Below are 19517 nucleotides of genomic sequence, written 5' to 3'. Positions count from 1 at the left end.
CCAAATCGAGCCCGATTGGGATCTGGCGGAGCAACCGGTACCGGACTACTGTGTCGATCAGCGCATCAATTGGTGAAAGGCACAACCGGCGAATCTGACTCGCTGCGGGACGACTCTGCGCCCGATACACACCACGCACCGCACATCACCCTCTTGCACACAACGTCTGGTAGCGGATTGGGTACGCCGGGCGGCAAATTGCGGGCTTAACGCGCAGCGAGGGCACCTCCAAATCCGTCCAAACCTGCGCTGAAGCGTCAGGCCTGTGGTCTGGACACCCTGGTGTACAGTCCGGCCGCACCGACGATCATCAGCGCCAGCATCAGCAGCGCCCATTGGGAAAGGGTGGGGATTGCCGCGACGGGGGCTGCGCTGACAGCGGTAATTGTCACTACCCCGTCGCCGGCATTCGCGCCGTTGAGGGCTGTCGGGTTGGCGCCCGAGTTGAAGGAACCACCGCCACCCCCGCCGGGGCCGCATCCGTCGGTTGCGGAGCAGCCCAGGCCGGCGCCGCCGGTGTAGCCGCCACCGCCACCGCCACCGGTGGAGCCGCACTGGGTCGCGGAGCCGCCGCCGCCGCCGAAGCCACCGGGCCCGGTTTCGGGCTCGAGGTCATCGTTACCCTCGCCGCCAGTGCCGCCGTTCAGCGGACTGAGAGCGTCTGTGCCTGTGCCGTTAGAGCAGGAATCGGCGTTGATCACGCCATTCGAGTTCCAGCCGGCGCCCCCGCCAGCGTGGAAATCGCCGCAGGTGTAGTAGGTAGTCGTCCATCCCCCACCAGGCGCGGCAAGCGAAGCGCAGACATCAACGCCGGCAGGCAGGGAACCAGCGCCCGTGGCGACGCCGTCCGCTCCGTTACCGCCAATGCTGTTGTAGCCATCGCCGGCGCCGCCGCCGCCGCCGGCTGCAATCAGCAGCGTATTTCCCGTCACCTGCCAGACGAAGCTGCCGCCACCGCCGCCCGAGAGTGGGCTATCGCTGGGGGCGGTCGGCACCGTCGGGGCTTCCTGGCCGATCAGGATGTTGATCTGTTCACCTGCGGTGAGATGGAAGTCGCCCCCGATGGTCGCACCGCTGCCACCGATGAAGGTGCCGTTGTCGCCGGCGATGGAGTCGCCACCTTTCGCGCCGGAGACCTCGATGCGGTAGGTGCCGGTGGTGGGTACGGTCCAGGTCTGGATGCCGCCGCTCATCGTGACTGCGCCAGCGAGAGTGGTGCCGCTGTAAGCCGCGTCGCAGTTACCCTGCGAGGGCCCGGTCGGGCCGGTGGCACCGCAGGTGGTGAAATTGTAGGACGATGCCGCCTGGCTCGCACCCGAAAACATCAAAGCGAGCGCCGCAATCGCTACGGAGATATACCTTATTAATTTCATAAATTTCCCCTATTTAACTCAAGCAGATTCAAGGTTGAAGTGCAATTTTGAAAATATAGTGTCTGACCCATTTGTCATGTTAGCTTAATTTACTGGACCGTGACAAGTTCTCGCCGTCATTGCGTTCATGCCGATTTATCTGGATCATGCGTGGAAGGAAGCTAAAGAAAAATGCCAGGAAGAAAAACGTGTCCCAACGGTGGCCGACCTCTACGCCGCCGTGATGGAAGGTGCGGTGGAACGCGTGCGCCCCAAGATGATGACGGTGGTGGCCATCATGGCGGGTCTGCTGCCGATTTTGTGGGCACGGGCACGGGTTCTGAAGTGATGAGCCGCATCGCCGCACCGATGGTAGGTGGCATGATCTCCAGCACGGTGCTGACGCTAGCGGTGATCCCGGCGATCTATGCACTGGTCAAACAGTGGCGGATTCTGCATGGCGTGGAGAGGTGAGGGGACGTGGCTTGCAGCCGTGCTGGGGTGCAGTCTGAAGCGGGCTGTGTGCAGACTGCGGGTGTTCTTGTATTTTTGGCCTCAAGCCCTCGTGGAATGTTCGCAAGAAGCTATTAATTCAGGAGTGATTGAGCCACCCGCTGACAGCAGAGAATGCACAATGCTGGATATAACCCAAGTATCATCAGGCACCCAGCCCCCGCTGGCACTGCCCCATGCCCACCGTCGACCGTCCAGCGCAATCGCATTTGCATCCGCACGCGGGTGGGCCAGCGCGAGGCAAACTCAAACTCTACAACCCGCGCCATCCTGAGCGCACGCTGCTTTACCAAACCATTGCCGAACACTTCGAGACCTGGCACGCGATGGCCAGTGCGGGTCAGTTCGACGGCTAGGGCGACCACCACACGCCATAGCCCTTTGTGCGCCAGGCCTTTCGTAAATACCTCGAATGCGGCATCTTTGCCCACGGTTTTGCCCGCGCCCGCTGTGGTGATTGCGGGCACGCCTACTTCGTAGCCTTCTCCTGTAAGGGCCGTGGCGTCTGCCCCTCGTGCAACACACGGCGCATGGTGGAGACAGCGGCACACCTGACGGACCACGTCTTCCCCCGGCTGCCGGTGCGCCAGTGGGTGCTGTCCGTGCCCAAACGGCTGCGCAACTTCTTTGGGGACATGAACGTGAATACTGGACTTCCCTAAAGCGGGTATTCCTGAGTGTCAGGTACCGCGTACTTGATTTACGAGATGTCCCCGTGAGCGGCAGCAACGGCTCTGAAACAGTAGTTGGCACCACTGTCCCAATGACCCAGACCTGATCAGTCAGCAACGCTTGGCGGGGATGGGGCAGATGTTGGGCGCGACATTAAAAAGTCCGAAGGACGCTGAGCGCCCGGCGTCTGCCCCATCCCCGCCGATCCGCCTCGTACGCAGTCCGCAAAAAAAGCCGCCCGAAGGCGGCTTGCTTCGGGGTTTAAACCCGCTTTACTTGGCGCCCGGCACCTTGCCTTCGACACCCTTGACGAAGAAGTTCAGGCCGCCCAGGAACTTGTCGTCAGCCACGCTGTCCTTGGCCACCTGCACCTTGCCGGTGTTGTCGGTAATGGGGCCTTTCCAGATGGCAAAGCTGCCGTCTGCCAGGCCTTTTTTGACCTCTTCCACTTTGGCCTTGGTCTCGGCGGGCACGTCTTCGGCGATCGACACGATGTCAATGGCGCCCTCTTTCACGCCCCACCAGGAGTGAGCTCCCGCGCCAGCTTTCCAACTGCCGTCCAGCGCTTCTTTGGTGGCCTTGATGTAGTACGGACCCCAGTTGATGACGGCGGATGCCAGATGGGCTTTGGGACCATAGGAGGTCATGTCGGAGTCCCAGCCGAAGGCGCGCTTGCCCTTGGCTTCAGCGGTCTTGAGCACTGCGGGAGAATCGGTGTTCTGGAACAGCACGTCAGCGCCGCCGTTGATCAGGCTGGTGGCGGCTTCGGTTTCTTTGGGTGGGTCGAACCAGCCGTTCACCCACACCACCTTGGTCTTGACCTTGGGGTTGCTGCTTTGCGCGCCGAGCGTGAAGGCGTTGATGTTGCGAACCACTTCAGGGATCGGGATCGACCCCACTACCCCCAGCGTGTTGGTCTTGGTCATCTTGCCGGCGATCACGCCGGCCATGTACGCGCCTTCATAGGTGCGGCTGTCGTAGGTGCGCATGTTGTCCGCTTGTTTGTAGCCGGTGGCGTGCTCGAACTTGACGCCCGTGTTGTCAGCGGCCACCTTGAGCATGGGCTCCATGTAGCCAAAGGTGGTGCCGAAAATCAGCTTGTTGCCCTGCCCCGCCATGTCGCGCAGCACACGCTCGGCATCGGCCGATTCGGGCACGTTTTCGACAAAGGAGGTGGCAATCTTGTCGCCAAATTCCTTTTCCAACGCCTTGCGGCCATTGTCATGGGCAAAGGTCCAGCCACCGTCGCCGACCGGGCCAACGTAGGCAAAGGCAATCTTGAGGGGCTCAGGCTTGGGCGCTGGCGCGGCGGCCACCGGCGCGGGTGCCGGAGCGGGCTCTTCCTTTTTGCCACAGCCCACCAGCGCGGCAGCGGCCACCGCGGTAAGAGCAGCTGCTTTGAGCAGCGAACGTTTTTGCAGATCAGTCATGAGTTTTCCTTATCAAGGGATGGGTTGGACAGCGAGAAAAATGGAATTATGAACCGGAACGCTCATGCGCCAGGGTAGAACGGCCTGCCCAGGCTGGCGGGCATGTTGATGCGGATCCACTGCGGGTTGCGCGAGATCAGCGCCAGCACAAGAATGGTGGCCACATAGGGCAACATGCTCAAAAACTGCGGCGGCACATCGACGCCGATGCCCTGCAGGTGAAACTGCAGCATGGTGACGCCACCAAACAGATAGGCACCCAGCAGCACGCGGGCCGGACGCCAGGTGGCAAAGGTGGTGAGCGCCAGCGCAATCCAGCCCTTGCCGGCGACCATGCCCTCGACCCACAAGGGCGTGTAAACAACGGCCAGGTAAGCCCCGGCCAAGCCGCACAGCGCGCCACCGGCCACCACCGCCAGCAGCCGGATCAGGCGCACCGGGTAACCCAGCGCATGGGCCGACTCCGGGCTTTCACCCACGCTGCGCAGCACCAGACCGCTGCGGGTGCGGTACATGAACCAGATCATCGCCAGTGCCAGCAACACCGTGAGGTACACCAGCGGATGGTGGCGAAACAGGGCCGGTCCAAACCAGGGGATGTCCGACAGATAAGGGATGGAAAAACTGGCGCGTTCAGGAATTTTGGCCTGCACAAAGCCCGTGCCGACAAAGGCTGAAAAGCCGGTGCCAAACAGCGTGAGCGCCAGCCCGGTGGCGTACTGGTTGGTGTTGAGCCAGATCACCAGCACGCCAAACACGGCAGCAAGACCCGCGCCCACGGCCATGCCAGCGGCAAAACCCATCATGTCGGAGCCGGTGGTGACCACGGTGGCAAAACCGGCGATGGCCGCGCACAGCATCATGCCCTCGGCGCCCAGGTTGACGATGCCCACTTTTTCATTGATCAGCAGACCCAGCGAGGCGATCGCCAGCACCGTGCCCGCGTTGAGCGTGGCGGCCAGCAGCAAGGCGTAGGATTCCATCACTTGCTCCACTTCAGGCGGTAATTGACCAGCGTGTCGCAGGCCAGCAGGCTGAACAGCAGCAAGCCCTGAAACACCCCGGTGAGCGATTTGGTGAGCCCCAGGCGCGACTGCGCCAGTTCGCCGCCGATGTAGAACATGCTCATCAGCAGGGCCGAAAACACCATGCCGACCGGGTGCAAACGACCCACAAAAGCCACGATGATGGCAGCAAAGCCGTAGCCCGCCGGCACATAAGGGGTGAGCTGGCCGATGGGACCGGCCACCTCCAGTGCACCAGCCAGGCCGGCCGCGCCACCCGACATCAGCAATGCCGTCCAAAGCGCCTTGCGCGAAGAAAACCCGGCGTAGCGCGCCGCCGCCGGTGCCAGCCCGCCCACCTGCAAGGCCAGACCGGCGCGCGTGCGAAACAAAAACACCCAAAGCCCGGCCACGCTGAGCAGCGCCAGCAGCGCGCCGATACTCACCCGCGAGCCGTCGAGCAGGCGCGGAATGCGGGTCACGGCCTCAAAGGTCTTGCTTTGCGGAAAGTTGAAACCCATCGGGTCTTTCCAGGGACCACCCACCAGATAACTCAGCACCTGCACCGCCACATAGACCAGCATCAGGCTCACCAGAATTTCGTTGGCATGAAAGCGGTCGCGCAGCAGTGCCGTGAGGCTGGCCCACAACATGCCACCCAGCACACCCGCCAGCAAAATGGGCAGCACGATCCAGCGGCTGCTGTCAGCGTTGGCCAGCAGCGCGATGCCGCCGGCAAAGATGGCGCCGATGATGTACTGGCCCTCGGCGCCAATGTTCCACACATTTGATCTGAAACACACGGCCAGACCCAGCGCAATGATCAGCAAAGGCGTTGCCTTGACCATCAGTTCACCGACCGCGTAGGCGTTGTGAATGGGCAGCCAGAAAAACATCTCCAGGCCCTTGAGCGGGTCCTTGCCCAGCGCGGCGAACATCAGCGCGCCGATCAGCACCGTGATCAGCAGCGCCAGCAGTGGCGCGCCATAGGTCCAGACCCTGGAAGGTTCGGCGCGTGCTTCAAGCTTGAGCATGCATCGCTCCCGGCTGGCTGGCCGCAGCATTGGCGACAAACGCTTCGAGCGCGGCCAGATGCTGTTGCACATCAAAGTCCCACAGGCCGCTCATCCATTCGCCTATTTTTTCGACTGTGGCCTCGGCCACCGGCACCGATGGCGACAAGCTGCCCTTGGCAATCACGTGCAGCCGGTCGCTCACCTCGAACAACTCGTCGAGTTCCTCGCTCACCACCAGCACCGCGCAGCCAGCATCGCGTAGCGCCAGAATGGCAGCCCGGATTTGCGCTGACGCCCCCACATCGACACCCCAGGTCGGCTGCGACACGATGAACAGTTTGGGCTGAGCATCGATCTCCCGGCCGACAATGAACTTTTGCAGGTTGCCACCCGACAGCGAGCGTGCCAGCGCGCGCGGGCCACCGGCCTTGACGTTGAAATCACTGATGATTTGCGCAGCATGTTGCTCCAGCGCGCGTACCTTGATCCAGCCGCCGGCAAATTTTGGCAAGGAGATGGCTTCGGTGCGCGTCAACAGCAGGTTGTGCGCCAGGCTCAGGGTAGGCACGGCACCGCGTCCGAGCCGCTCTTCGGGCACAAAGTGCAGGCCCAGCTTGCGGCGCTCACCCGGGTGCAGGGTCGACACATCGGTCTCGCCCATATGAATGCTGCCCTTGGGGGCGCGGCAGTCTTCGCCCGACAAGGCGACCATCAACTCTTTTTGACCATTGCCGGAGACACCGGCAATGCCCACCACTTCACCGGCGCACACCTGCAGGTCAATACCCTCGAGTTCAACGCCAAACTGGTCCTCACGCGACAGGCTGAGTCCTTTCACGTCCAGCACCACGGTACCAGCCTTTTGCGGGCGATGCTGCAGTTGCGGCGGTTCGGCACCGATCATCATGCGTGACAAGGACGCATTGGACTCCTGCGATGGATCGCAGACACCGGTGACCTTGCCGGCGCGCAACACGGTGCAGGCATTACACAGCTCGCGGATTTCATGCAGTTTGTGGCTGATATACAAAATGCTGCAGCCCTCGCTGGCCAGCTTTTTCAGTACCACGAAGAGCTTTTCGACCGCCTGCGGCGTCAGCACCGACGTGGGCTCGTCCAGAATGAGCAACTCCGGGCGCGTCAGCAGGGCACGGATGATTTCAACGCGCTGCATCTCGCCCACGCTCAGGGTGTGCACCGGGCGCGCCGGGTCGATGTCGAGGCCGTACTCGGTGGCCTTGGCCACGATGCTGGCGGTGACCTGATCCAGCGAACTGCGCGCCAGGCCGAGCCAGACGTTTTCGGCCACGGTCAGGGTGTCGAACAAATTGAAATGCTGAAACACCATGCTGATGCCGTTGGCTCGCGCGTCCTTGGGGTTGCGGATCTGCATGAGCTGGCCGTTGATCCTGACCTCACCGGCATCGGGCTTGACCGCGCCGAAGATGATTTTCATCAGGGTCGATTTGCCAGCGCCGTTTTCACCCAGCACCGCATGGGTTTCCCCGGGCATCACCGTCAGGCTCACGTCGCTGTTGGCCACCACGCCTGGGTAGCGCTTGGTGATGCCGGTGAGTTGAAGACGGGGCGTGGTCATGAACAAATGGGTCAGTTGAGTCAGGTGCTGTTTTTACCAGCAAAATGCAATGGAATCTGGATTTCGGTCTTGGCGGGTCGCAATGAAGTCAGAAAAAACTCGCAAGATCAATGCCACATCGCTGCCACGGCATGGTGATCGGGTACGACATTTGCTCTATGCTTATGACCGTGGTGCCACGGATCACCATCCACCCTAGCCTGCGAGTGCCTAAATGAACCCACCCATCCTGCAATTTGTCTGGCGCGGCGAGATCGTCACGATGCACAACATCGCGCCCACCCGCACGCTGCTGCAACTACTGCGCGAAGACCTGGCGCACAGCGCCACCAAGGAAGGCTGCAACGAAGGCGACTGTGGTGCCTGCACCGTGGTGCTGGCGGACTTGCAGGACGATCAGATCAGCTACCGCGCTGTCAACAGTTGCATCAAAATGGCGCACGCCATCAACGGCATGGCACTCTGGACCGCTGCCGAACTGGCCGCCGTGGACGGCACGGCGCACCCGGTGCAGCAGGCACTGCACCAGTGCCACGCCAGCCAATGCGGCTTTTGCACCCCGGGCTTTGCCATGAGCCTGTTTGGCCTGTACCAGAACCGGGTTTTGCAGGACCAACCCGTGAGCCGCACCGAGGCGCAGGAGGCGCTGTCGGGCAACCTGTGCCGCTGCACCGGTTACCGGCCCATTCTCGATGCCGCCGAGCAGATGGGCGCCCTGCCCCGCGTGTACCTGGACGAGACTCGCTTGCGCCGGCAGTTGGCGTCCATCGCGCCAGCGAACCGAAGTTGGGAAGCCGCCTGTTCTTACGACGCGCCAACCCGTCTGGATGCGCTGCTGGCTGCCCGGGCCGCCCGGCCGCAGGCACAACTGGTGGCAGGTTGCACCGATGTGGGTCTGTGGGTCAACAAGCTGCACATGGAGTTTGCGCAGGTGCTCGATCTGACGCGGGTGGCGGAACTCAAGACCATCACGGTGCAAGACGGCCACACCGTTATCGGCACTGCGGTCAGCCTGAACGACGCCTTCGCCGCGCTCGAATTGGATCGGCCGCAACTGCACGCCTTTTTCAGTCGCTTTGCCGGCCTGCCGGTGCGCAACGCCGGCACCCTGGGCGGCAATATTGCCAACGGCTCGCCGATTGGCGACAGCATGCCGCTGCTGATCGCGCTGCGCGCCAGCGTGGTGCTGATGAGTCTGCGCGGCCAGCGTGAGTTGCCGCTGGAGGCCCTCTACACCGGTTACCGCAAAAACGTCATGGCGGCCGACGAGGTGCTGGCCTTTGTTCGCGTGCCGCTGCCACAGACTGATGAATGGCTGGGGGCGTACAAGGTTTCCAAACGCACCGAAGACGACATTTCCGCCGTCTGTCTGGCGATCAAGCTGCAAGTGCATGACGGCCGCGTCACACAGGCTTCGATCGGCGTCGGTGGTGTGGCGGCCACCCCGGTGCGCGCACGGCAAACCGAGGCTGCGCTGACGGGTCAGGCCTGGACACAAGACGTCGTCAATGAGGCAAAAGCTTGTCTGCGCAGCGAGTTTCAGCCGATCTCGGACATGCGCGCCAGCGCCGCCTACCGCACGCAAGTGCTGGGCAACCTGCTGCAGCGTTTCTGGTTGGAGAACCAGGGGGCGGCAGAGGTCAGCCTGGCTGCCCTGACATTGGCAGGGGAAAATGCATGAACACCGCCCTGCCCCAGAACGCAGAATCGCCTATGGCCAGTGGCCAGCCGCATCCGCACGAGAGCGCAGCGGCACAAATTGCCGGTGCCGCGACCTACATCGACGACATCCCGGAACTGCGCGGCACGCTGTACGCCGCACCCGTGCTGTCCAGGGTGGCCCACGGCCACTTGCTCGGTGTGAACACGCAGGCCGCGCTGACCCTGACCGGTGTGCACGCCGTGCTGCTCGCCGCAGATGTGCCGGGCAGCAAGGTGCTGGCCGCCCTTGCCGGCGATGAACCGGTGTTTGCGCAGGACACGGTACAGCACGTCGGCCAGGTGATTGGCCTGGTGGTGGCCGAAAGCGTGATGCTGGCACGCCGTGCGGCGCGTCTGGTGGTGCCGCAGATTGAGCCGCTGCCCGCGATCGTGGACGTGCGCGCAGCGCTCAAGGCGCAAAGTTTTGTGCTGCCACCGGTGACCGTGCGCCGGGGCGATGCGGACAAGGCCCTGGCATGCGCACCACACACCCTGCAGGGCACGCTGGAAGTTGGCGGCCAGGAGCACTTTTACCTGGAAGGCCAGGTGGCTTATGCGTTGCCGCAGGAACAAAACCAGTGGCTGATTCACAGCAGCACCCAACACCCCGGCGAGGTGCAGCACTGGGTGGCCCATGCCCTTGGCATCGACAACCACGCGGTCACGGTGCAGTGCCGGCGCATGGGCGGCGGCTTTGGCGGCAAGGAAACACAGGCGGGGCATCTGGCCGTGTGGGCGGCGCTGGCAGCGCACAAGTTGCAGCGCCCCGTGAAGCTGCGGCTCGACCGCGATGATGACTTTCTCATCACCGGCAAGCGCCATCCGTTCAGCTACGACTACCGCGTGGGGTTTGACGACAGTGGCAGGCTGTGCGGCTTGCAACTGAAGATGCTGGCGCACTGCGGCTTCAGCGCCGATTTGTCGGGGCCGGTGGCGGACCGCGCCATTTTTCATGCCGACAACGCCTACTTTTTGCAGGACGTCGAGATCACTTCGTACCGCTGCAAGCTCAACACCCAGAGCCACACAGCCTTCCGCGGCTTTGGCGGACCGCAGGGCATGATCGTGACCGAGGCTATTTTGGGCGACATCGCGCGCCATCTGGGGTTGGATCCGCTCGCCGTGCGGCAACGCAACTTGTACAGCGATGAGGCAAAACGCAACACCACCCACTACGGCATGACGGTCGAAGGCAACATCCTGCAACCCCTGATCTCACAACTCGCGCTGACCGCTAACTACAAGCAGCGCCGCGAAGCCATTGCCAGCTGGAACCAGAACAGCGCGGTGATCAAGCGCGGCATCGCCCTGACACCGGTCAAATTTGGCATCAGCTTCACCGCCACGTTGTTCAACCAGGCCGGGGCTTTGGTGCATGTCTATCTGGACGGCAGCGTCTTGGTCAACCATGGCGGCACCGAAATGGGGCAAGGTCTGCACACCAAAGTGGCCCAACTCGTGGCCGACGAGTTGGGCGTATTGCTCTCAAGCGTGCGGGGCAGCGCCAGCGACACCAGCAAGGTCCCCAACGCGTCGGCCACCGCCGCCTCGGCCGGCACCGACCTCAACGGCCGCGCGGCCCAGTTTGCCGCGCGCCATGTGCGCGACAACCTGGCGGCGTTTGTGAGCGGCCTCGACGGCGTGGGCGCCGGCGCGGTGCAATTTGCCGCAAGCCAGGTCATTACGCCCAAAACCACGCGCAGTTTCAAGGACGTGGTGGCATTGGCTTACGCCAACCGCATCCAGCTATGGAGTGACGGTTTTTACCGCACGCCCAAAATCCATTACGACAAAACCACCCTGAGCGGGAGGCCGTTTTATTACTTTGCCTATGGCGCGGCGTGTTCAGAGGTGGCCATCGACACCTTGACCGGCGAGAGCCGTGTGTTGAAAGTGGACATCCTGCACGATGTCGGCCGCTCCATCAATCCGGCTATCGACATTGGTCAGATCGAAGGCGGTTTTGTGCAGGGCATGGGCTGGCTCACGTCGGAAGAACTGGTGTGGAACGACCAGGGTTTGCTCACCACACATGCGCCCAGCACCTACAAGATACCCACGGCCGGCGATGTGCCAGCGCATTTCAAGGTCGATTTATGGCCCGAGCCCAACCCCGAGGACAACGTGTTCGGCTCCAAGGCGGTGGGCGAACCGCCTTTCATGCTCGCCATCAGCGTGTTCGAGGCGCTGCGAGAGGCTGTTGCTCAGGGGTGTGGTGACGGGAAAACGGTTCGACTGCATGCACCCGCCACGGCCGAGCGGGTGTTGTGGGCGCTGCAAGCTTAATCAGTTGGGGTCAGAGCACGTCGCGGCGCGAGTGGTCTGACCCGCAAGGTCTCAAACTTGAACGCCAGCGAGTGAGCGCAGTGCGTTGGGGTTCACCAGGTTGAGCACCCGACCCGAGCCGCTGATCAGGCTTTGCTCGCGCAAATGGCGCAGCACGCGCGAGAAAGTCTCGGGGGCGATGCCCAGTTGCACCGCAATGCTGCGCTTGCGCTGGTGCAATTCAACCGCCATCTGGCCTTGGGCGCCGGACTGGGCGTGGCTCAGCAGCCATTCGGCGCAACGCGCCTCGGCATCCTTGGCCAGTCGGCTCACGGCAAATTCGGTTTGGCGGCGGTGCGCCATGGCCACATCGGTCAACACCGCTTGAGCCGATTCAGACAAATGGGCAATGGCTTTACGAAAAGCCGCCATGTTGACCTGGCGCATGTCAACCGGGGTATCAGCCACAGCATCCACCAAATGGGGCAAGTTAAGCACAGCTGAACTGGTATCGAGCCAGCAGGGACCTTCAAGCACGCCTATCTGATGTTCCATCACGCCATTTTCCAGGACGCCCAGCGCAACACGCCCGTTTTCAATGTAACTGACCTGGACGGGTTCGACACCACGCTGCAGCAGGCGCTGCCCGCGCGCAATATTGAGAGGCTGAGCGCTGGGATCAATGGTGTTGACGGTAAACATGACCGCTACTTTGCAGCGACTGACCCCTCCAAAGCTTGAGCAATATCAACTAATATGAAAAAACCTGCCGACAGCCGGTTTCGTGATCCTGACATGACACAACAAAACCTCAATGACTCATCGTCAGACTCACTCACCCAGGTAAGCCGCCCGAACCTTGGGGTCATGAAGCATGGTTTTGGCGTCACCGGTCATGGTGATCAGGCCCGAGTCCATGACGTAACCGCGGTCGGCAATGGCCAGCGCGCGGCTGGCGTTTTGCTCCACCAGCAAAATGGTGACCCCTTGGGCATAGACGTCGCGCACCACTTCAAAAATCTTGTCCACCATGATGGGTGCCAGACCCATGGAAGGCTCATCAAGCAGCAGCACCTTGGGGCGACTCATCAGGGCGCGGCCCATGGCCAGCATTTGCTGCTCGCCACCGCTCATGGTGCCGGCCAACTGGTCCTTGCGCTCCTTGAGGCGCGGGAAGATGGTGAACACCTTGTCAACGTCCTGCAAAATCTCGGCTTTGTCATTACGAATGTAAGCGCCCATCTGCAGGTTTTCGATGATCGTCATGCGGGTGAAGACGCCCCGGCCTTCGGGCACCATGGCCAGGCCCTGCTTGACCAGATCCCAGGGACCCTGGCCACGGATGCTCTTGCCCAGGTACTCGATGTCGCCATCGTTAATGGGCAGCGATCCGGTAATGGCTTTCATGGTGGTGGTTTTGCCAGCGCCATTGGAGCCGATCAAGGACACGAGTTCCCCCGAGCGCACCTCAAAATCGACCCCTTTGACGGCCTGGATGCCGCCATAGGCCACTTTGAGGCCTTTGACTTTCAATAAAACTTCGGCCATGTCAGTGTCCTCCGGTGCCAAGGTAGGCTTCAATCACTTTGTCGTTGCGCTGCACATCGGCCGGCGTACCCTCGGCAATTTGCTTGCCGTAGTCGAGCACGGTGACACGGTCGCACAGGCCCATCACCAGTTTCACGTCGTGCTCGATCAGCAGGATGGTGCGGTTGTCGTTGCGAATTTTGTCGATCAACTCGCGCAGCATCACCTTCTCGGTGCTGTTCATTCCGGCGGCGGGCTCATCGAGTGCGATCAATTGCGGGTCGGTCGCCAGGGCGCGCGCGATCTCCAGGCGGCGCTGGTCGCCATAGCTCAGGGTGCGGGCTTTGAAGTCGGCCAGTTTGCCAATGCCGACGTAGTCCAGCAGCTCTTGCGCGCGCTCGGTAATGGCGGCTTCTTCTACCTTGAAACCGGGGGTGCGAAACACCGCGCCCAGCAAGCCGGAGTGAGTGCGCACATGGCGGCCCACCATGACGTTCTCAAGGGCCGTCATTTCGGCAAACAGGCGGATGTTCTGAAAGGTGCGGGCAATGCCGGCCTTGGCCACTTCATGCACGGCGGTGGGCCGATAGGGCTTGCCGGCCAGCTCGAAGGTTCCGGTATCGGGCGTGTACAAGCCGGTGAGCACGTTGAAAAAAGTGGTTTTTCCGGCGCCGTTGGGACCGATCAGGCCATAGACCTGGCCGCGCTTGATCAAAATACCCACATCGCTCAAGGCCTGCAGGCCGCCAAAGCGCTTGGAAACGCCGGCCACATTGAGTACGGTGTCTGTCATGTGAATCCTTCTTCAGTAGTGCCCCGCCCGGGCGTGCCCTTGGCGTGCGTTGTTCGGTAATAGCAGCACGTCAGGGCTTGGTCGTTTGCAGGGATTTGCCGTGTTCAGGCGACGGCCACAAGCCACGCGGACGCAGCAACATCACGATGATCATGGCCAGCGCAATCAACAACTGACGCAGGATGGAGGCATCGAGCCGCCCATCGGTCAGGTTCTGCAATGGGCCCGCCACATAGCGCAGCACTTCTGGCAAGGCCGACAGCGCCACCGCACCCAGCACCACCCCCGGCAGATGGCCAATACCGCCCAGCACCACCATCGCCACAATCATGATGGACTCCATCAAACTGAAGGACTCGGGCGAGATGAAGCCCTGGAACGACGCGAACATGGCGCCCGAAACACCACCAAAAGTGGCGCCCATGCCAAACGCCAACAACTTCATGTTGCGGGTATTGATGCCCATCGCCTTGGCGGCAATTTCGTCTTCGCGAATGGCCATCCAGGCGCGGCCTACCCGTGACAACTGCAAGCGGTGCGAAATGATCACACTGAACACCACCAGCGCCAGAAACAGGTAGTAGTAAAGCGAGACCGAGGCCACCTCAAAACCTGCCACTACCACTTTCTTGCCCATGCTCAGACCGAAGAAACTCAAGGAGTCAATTTGGCCCAAGCCCTTGGGGCCGTTGGTGATGTTGACGGGCTGGTCCAGGTTATTCATGAAAACGCGAATGATTTCACCAAAACCCAGCGTCACGATGGCCAGATAGTCACCCCGCAAGCGCAAGGTGGGCGCCCCCAGCAACACCCCGAACAGGCCTGCCAGGCCAGCCGCCACCGGGATCACCAGCCAGATCGGCAAATGCAGGCCATCGGGGAACATGGCAGCAATGGCCGGAAAGGTCTCGATCAGGTGGGGCGAGGCCAGCAGCGCGTACATGTAGGCACCAATGGCAAAAAATGCCACGTAGCCGAGGTCGAGCAAACCCGCGTAGCCCACCACGATGTTCAGCCCGAGCGCCAACAACACGTACAGCAGCGCCATGTCGGCAATGCGCACCCAGGCGTTGCCAAAACCCTGCAACACCAGCGGCAGCACCAGCAAGCCCACGGCTGCCAGCAGAAAAACGATGATCTTTTTTTGTTGTGTCATGAATACATCCTAATCAGTTGGGGACAGATCTGGCTCGGCTATCGCGTCGCTGCGGTCTTTCCCACAAGGCTTCAAGCACGATCCGCCACCCGCTCACCCAGCAGGCCCGAGGGCCGCAGCGTGAGCACGATGATCAGCACCACAAATGCAAAAATGTCCGAGTAGTGGCTACCCAGCACACCGCCCGTGAGCTTGCCTATATAGCCGGCCCCGAGCGACTCGATCAGGCCCAGCAAAATGCCGCCCACCACGGCGCCAGCCAGATTGCCGATGCCGCCGAAAACGGCTGCGGTAAAGGCTTTCAGGCCTGGCAAAAAGCCCATGGTGTGCTGCACCGTGCCGTAATTGGCGGCCCACATGATGCCGGCAATGGCCGCCAGCACGGCACCAATGACAAAGGTGGCCGAAATCACCAGGTCGGGCTTGACCCCCATGAGTGCAGCCACGCGCGGATTTTCTGCGGTGGCGCGCATCGCACGCCCCAGTTTGGTGTAGTTGACCAGGTACATCAGCGTGGCCAGCGACAGCGCCGTGACGCCCAGAATCAGCACCTGCGTGACCGAAATGACCGCACCGCCGATCTCGTACGGGGTGCCGCCAATCAGGTTCGGATACGGTTTGTAATTGGGCTTCCAGATGATCATGGCCAGCGTTTGCAGGAAAATCGACATGCCGATGGCGGTGATCAAGGGCGCCAGCCGCGGGCTGTTGCGCAACGGCCGGTAGGCCACTTTTTCAATCGTGAAATTGAGCGTGGCCGCCACGATGCAGGCAATCACCAGAGCGATCAGCAGAATGATCCAGCCTGGAGCGCCCGGCATGGCCTCCTGCATCCAGCCAATGATGGTCCAGCTGGTCAGGGCCCCCACCATCAGTACCTCACCGTGGGCGAAGTTGATGAGGCCGATGATGCCGTACACCATGGTGTAGCCCAACGCGACCAAGGCATACATGCTGCCCAACACCAGACCATTGATGATCTGCTGGATCAAGGTTTCCATATTTTTCTCCGATTTTTGGCCGGTTGATGTGTCAACACTTATGCTGACCCGTTGTGCAGCCTTATGAGCCTTGCCGGTGTGTCGGCAGCCAGCCTGCCAACGACGTGTTTGAGTGGCAGGATTGTAGCCATGCGTATTCACCACCATAGTGCATCATTGGCCCGGGTTTACCCTTGCAAGAGAGCTTGCATGCAAGACCGATGCCACTTCAGCGCGCTTGCGCATTGCGCTCTTGCAGGGCACGCAGTTTGTCGGCGATCTTGATCTCCAGCCCGCGCGGCACCGGCTGGTAAAAACCCGGCGCAGCCATGCCTTCAGGCAAATAGCGCTCGCCAGCGGCAAAGGCGTCGGCTTCGTCATGCGCGTAGCGGTAGTCCTTGCCGTAATCCAGCTCTTTCATCAGTTTGGTGGGCGCATTGCGCAGGTGCATGGGCACCGGGCGCGTGCCATCCTGCTTGACAAACGCCTTGGCTGCATTGAACGCTTTGTACACCGCGTTGGACTTGGGCGCCACCGCCAGATAGACCACGCACTCGGCCAGCGCGAGCTCGCCCTCCGGTGTTCCCAGGCGCTCATAAACCTCCGCTGCATCGAGCGCCAGACGCAATGCACGCGGGTCGGCCAGTCCGATGTCTTCACTGGCCATGCGGATCATGCGGCGCGCCAGGTAGCGCGGGTCGGCACCGCCGTCGAGCATGCGCACCAGCCAATACAGGGCGGCGTCGGGATCGGAGCCGCGCACGCTTTTGTGCAGCGCCGAAATGGTGTCGTAAAACTGTTCGCCGCCCTTGTCATAACGGCGCATGCGTTCGCCCAGTACCTTGAGCAGCCAGACGTCAGTGATCTCTGCGCGCTTTTCCTGCTGTGCCGATACCGCCAGCGTTTCCAGCGTGTTGAGCAGGCGGCGCGCATCGCCATCGGCATAGGCCACCAAGCGTTCGATTGCCTTGGGTTCGATCGCGGGCAATGCTTGCAGGGACTGGGCCGAAGCCACGATCTGCCTTAAATCTTCGGGCGTCAAGGGCTGCAGCACATAGACAGTGGCACGCGACAGCAGGGCCGAATTCACCTCGAACGAAGGGTTTTCGGTGGTGGCCCCGATAAAGGTGAACAGACCACTTTCCACATGCGGCAAAAACGCGTCCTGCTGGCTTTTGTTGAAACGGTGCACCTCATCGACAAACACCAGCGTGCGTCGCCCCTGCTGCTGCGCGAGTTGTGCTTTTTCCACCGCTTCGCGGATGTCCTTGACGCCGCCCAGCACCGCGCTGATGGTGATGAACTGGGCGTCGAAGGCATTGGCCATGAGCCGCGCAATGGTGGTCTTGCCGGTGCCCGGCGGACCCCAAAAAATACAACTGTGCGGCTGACCCGATTCAAACGCCAGTCGCAACGCCATGCCCTCGCCCAACAAATGCTGCTGCCCCACCACCTCGTCGAGGGTTTTGGGGCGCAGGCGCTCAGCCAGCGGCGGGTGGCCGGACGGCACGGGGTTCAAGCGATCCCCTGTACCTGCGCCAACCCAAACCTGGGCAGGTCAGCAGACAAGGCGATGCCACTCAGGCTTGTTTGCGGGAAGTTTGGTAATGCTGCGGCCATGTCGCATTCTATAAACGCAGGCAGTCATTCCCACACAAACTGTAGGGAACACGACTTGTTCCCGGCATGACGAAGCCAACATAATCGCTCAAAACCACCCATGAAACGCCCAACATGAAAACCATACTCATCCCCGTTGACGGCTCGGAATGCTCGCTGCGGAGCGTCAATTGGGTGATCGCCAAGCGCGCCCGCTATGCGAATCCGGACAATTTGATCATTCATCTGGTCAATGTCCAGGCGCCTTTCACCCACGACATCAGCCACTTTGTCAGCCAGGACCAAATCGCCCGCTTTCATCGTGAGGAAAGCGAAAAGCAGTTACAGGAGGCGCGCAGACTGCTTGATGCAGCCGGCGCCGGGTACACCTGCCATCTTGAGGTTGGCAAAGTCGCGGAAACCATCACCGACCTGGCCGACGCGTTGCGCTGCGACGAGATCGTCATGGGGACGCATGGGCGCGGCGCCCTCAAGGAATTCCTGGTCGGATCGATCGCCATGAAAATCGTCCATCTGTCAAAACTTCCGGTCGTGCTGGTCAAGTAAAGACGGCGCCGAAAGCCAAACCGGATGGACGCACTCAGCTGGATGGCGGCCGCTGTCTTTGCGGTCACCATTTTCCTGATCATCATCAATGTGATCGACAGCACGGTGGCCGCCCTGCTGGGTGTTGTCACCATGGTCTGGATGGGCGTCATGACAGAGACCGAAGCGTTCGGATTGGTCGACTGGAACGTGATGGCGATCCTGATCAGCATCTGGATCATTGCCACTTACTTCGGCAAAACCGGCATCCCCAGCTGGCTGGCCGTTCAGGCACTGCGTCTTTCGGGCGGACGCGCCGGCTTGCTGGTCATGATTCTCTCCACACTGGCAGGCGCCATTTCCCTGTTTGTTGACAACGTGGTCGTGATCCTGATGCTGGCACCGGTGGCGCTGCCGTTGGCCAGGGCGCTCAAGATGCCGGCCACCCCCTTGATCCTGATGATCGGTTTTTCTGCCAATTTCATGGGCTCTGCCATGCTGCTAGGCGACTTGCCGCCGCAGATGCTGCACAGCGTGGCCGGTGCCGAGTTCATGGACTTTTTCTACCATTCCGGCCGGCCGTCCTCTTTTCCCATCCTGACCATCACCTTTGCAATCACCCTGGCGGCCATGTATGCCTACGGCTTCCGGTCGCGTGGGCGCCAGCAACTCGACATCGACCAGCTCGGCATCGAGGCCCGAATTCCCAGTCCGCTGTTTGCCACCGTGGTCATCGTCTGGTTTCTGCTCACGGTAGTGGGCATGGCCATGCGGCAAATGCTGGGCGTCCAGCTTGGCTTCATTGCCATGACCGGCGCCATCTCGCTGGTGCTGCTGCTCGAACTGCTCGGCAAGCGCGCCCAGGCGCCAGCTTTTGAAGAGGTTCTGGCCGAACTCGACTGGCGTGCTGTTTTCTTCTACATCGCCCTGTTTGCCCTGGTCGGCAGTCTGGAAAAAGCCCATCTGCTGGAGTCCCTGGCAAACTTGATCCGGCCGATCTTCGTCGAAAACTATGCGCTGGGTGCCACCCTGCTGTACTGGGTCACGGTGCCGATCGTCGGCATCGTCGAACACGACGCCTACATCCTGACCTTCCTGCACACGATCAAGGATCTGGATGGAAACCTGGTTCCGCACTGGCCGCTGTGGTGGATGCTGCTGTGGTCGGGCACGCTCGGCAGCAACCTGACCGTTGCGGGCGCACCAGCGCTCTATGTTGCCCTGAACATCTGCCAGGGCGAAGAACAGCGCAAAATCTCCCTGCGCGAATTTCTTTCCTGGAGCATTCCATTTGTCCTGATCTCCACCCTGGTCTGCTACGTGATCGGCATGCTGATCTGGGTACTTCCTTTTGCCAAGTGACGCA

The 19517-nt window shown here is 61.5% G+C and carries 15 protein-coding genes and 2 pseudogenes; 6 read left to right on the top strand and 11 right to left on the bottom strand.

What is annotated here, in order from left to right; all coding sequences use genetic code 11:
* Window positions 1-257: 257 nt before the first annotated feature.
* Window positions 258-1373 (bottom strand): IPTL-CTERM sorting domain-containing protein, encoded by a 1116-nt coding sequence (locus PHF15_RS01545; RefSeq protein ID WP_300118213.1) that lies wholly within the window; start codon window positions 1371-1373, stop codon window positions 258-260.
* Between the two features lie 115 nt (window positions 1374-1488).
* Here PHF15_RS01545 and PHF15_RS01540 point away from each other — a divergent pair.
* Together PHF15_RS01540 and PHF15_RS01535 are read left to right on the top strand one after the other, a co-directional pair.
* Window positions 1489-1826: pseudogene (locus PHF15_RS01540) on the top strand (efflux RND transporter permease subunit); the annotation flags it as partial.
* Between the two features lie 215 nt (window positions 1827-2041).
* Window positions 2042-2485, top strand: a pseudogene (locus tag PHF15_RS01535) (transposase zinc-binding domain-containing protein); the annotation flags it as partial.
* A gap of 324 nt (window positions 2486-2809) precedes the next feature.
* On the opposite strand, the gene PHF15_RS01530 reads toward PHF15_RS01535, so the two are convergent.
* From PHF15_RS01530 to PHF15_RS01515, 4 genes are all read right to left on the bottom strand, one after another.
* Window positions 2810-3967 carry a BMP family ABC transporter substrate-binding protein gene (locus PHF15_RS01530; protein ID WP_300118211.1) on the bottom strand — a complete coding sequence of 386 codons (1158 nt, stop codon included), beginning with the start codon at window positions 3965-3967 and terminating at the stop codon, window positions 2810-2812.
* A 62-nt stretch (window positions 3968-4029) separates the two neighbouring features.
* On the bottom strand, window positions 4030-4950 hold the full coding sequence (locus PHF15_RS01525; RefSeq protein ID WP_300118209.1) for an ABC transporter permease: 921 nt from the start codon (window positions 4948-4950) through the stop codon (window positions 4030-4032).
* Window positions 4950-6005: an ABC transporter permease gene (locus tag PHF15_RS01520; RefSeq protein WP_300118207.1), complete on the bottom strand. Its 1056-nt coding sequence runs from the start codon at window positions 6003-6005 to the stop codon at window positions 4950-4952. The genes PHF15_RS01525 and PHF15_RS01520 overlap by 1 nt, the downstream gene beginning before the upstream one ends.
* On the bottom strand, window positions 5992-7584 hold the full coding sequence (locus PHF15_RS01515) for an ABC transporter ATP-binding protein (protein ID WP_300118205.1): 1593 nt from the start codon (window positions 7582-7584) through the stop codon (window positions 5992-5994). Before PHF15_RS01515 ends, PHF15_RS01520 begins: the two co-directional genes overlap by 14 nt.
* Before the next feature lie 214 nt (window positions 7585-7798).
* Here PHF15_RS01515 and xdhA point away from each other — a divergent pair, with 214 nt between their 5' ends.
* Both xdhA and xdhB read left to right on the top strand, forming a co-directional pair.
* The gene (gene xdhA / locus PHF15_RS01510) at window positions 7799-9265 is read left to right on the top strand and encodes a xanthine dehydrogenase small subunit (protein WP_300118203.1); all 1467 of its coding nucleotides are present in this window, start codon (window positions 7799-7801) and stop codon (window positions 9263-9265) included.
* Entirely contained in the window at window positions 9262-11571 is a 2310-nt protein-coding gene (xdhB, locus tag PHF15_RS01505) for a xanthine dehydrogenase molybdopterin binding subunit (protein WP_300118202.1), read from the top strand. The genes xdhA and xdhB overlap by 4 nt, the downstream gene beginning before the upstream one ends.
* 51 nt (window positions 11572-11622) lie before the next feature.
* On the opposite strand, the gene PHF15_RS01500 is transcribed toward xdhB, so the two are convergent.
* The 6 genes from PHF15_RS01500 to PHF15_RS01475 form a co-directional block, all read right to left on the bottom strand.
* Window positions 11623-12252 carry a Crp/Fnr family transcriptional regulator gene (locus PHF15_RS01500; protein ID WP_300118200.1) on the bottom strand — a complete coding sequence of 210 codons (630 nt, stop codon included), beginning with the start codon at window positions 12250-12252 and terminating at the stop codon, window positions 11623-11625.
* Between the two features lie 129 nt (window positions 12253-12381).
* Window positions 12382-13098, bottom strand: a complete 717-nt coding sequence (locus PHF15_RS01495; RefSeq protein WP_300118198.1) for an ABC transporter ATP-binding protein — start codon at window positions 13096-13098, stop codon at window positions 12382-12384.
* Between the two features lies 1 nt (window position 13099).
* Entirely contained in the window at window positions 13100-13870 is a 771-nt protein-coding gene (locus tag PHF15_RS01490) for an ABC transporter ATP-binding protein (protein ID WP_300118195.1), read from the bottom strand.
* A 70-nt stretch (window positions 13871-13940) separates the two neighbouring features.
* Complete coding sequence (locus PHF15_RS01485) at window positions 13941-15026, bottom strand: ABC transporter ATP-binding protein (RefSeq protein ID WP_300118193.1); 1086 nt, start codon at window positions 15024-15026, stop codon at window positions 13941-13943.
* A gap of 71 nt (window positions 15027-15097) precedes the next feature.
* Window positions 15098-16027 carry a branched-chain amino acid ABC transporter permease gene (locus PHF15_RS01480; protein ID WP_300118191.1) on the bottom strand — a complete coding sequence of 310 codons (930 nt, stop codon included), beginning with the start codon at window positions 16025-16027 and terminating at the stop codon, window positions 15098-15100.
* A gap of 208 nt (window positions 16028-16235) precedes the next feature.
* Window positions 16236-17525 carry a replication-associated recombination protein A gene (locus tag PHF15_RS01475; RefSeq protein ID WP_300118189.1) on the bottom strand — a complete coding sequence of 430 codons (1290 nt, stop codon included), beginning with the start codon at window positions 17523-17525 and terminating at the stop codon, window positions 16236-16238.
* Window positions 17526-17740: 215 nt separating this feature from the next.
* Between PHF15_RS01475 and PHF15_RS01470 the strand changes: the two genes are divergently transcribed.
* Together PHF15_RS01470 and PHF15_RS01465 are read left to right on the top strand one after the other, a co-directional pair.
* Window positions 17741-18172, top strand: a complete 432-nt coding sequence (locus PHF15_RS01470) for a universal stress protein (protein WP_300118187.1) — start codon at window positions 17741-17743, stop codon at window positions 18170-18172.
* 24 nt (window positions 18173-18196) lie between these two features.
* On the top strand, window positions 18197-19513 hold the full coding sequence (locus tag PHF15_RS01465) for an SLC13 family permease (protein ID WP_300118186.1): 1317 nt from the start codon (window positions 18197-18199) through the stop codon (window positions 19511-19513).
* Window positions 19514-19517 lie beyond the last annotated feature (4 nt).

The sequence above is a fragment of the Rhodoferax sp. genome (assembly GCF_028689295.1).
Classification (GTDB): Bacteria; Pseudomonadota; Gammaproteobacteria; order Burkholderiales; family Burkholderiaceae_C; genus Rhodoferax.
This window is presented reverse-complemented; position numbering and strand designations above follow the sequence as displayed.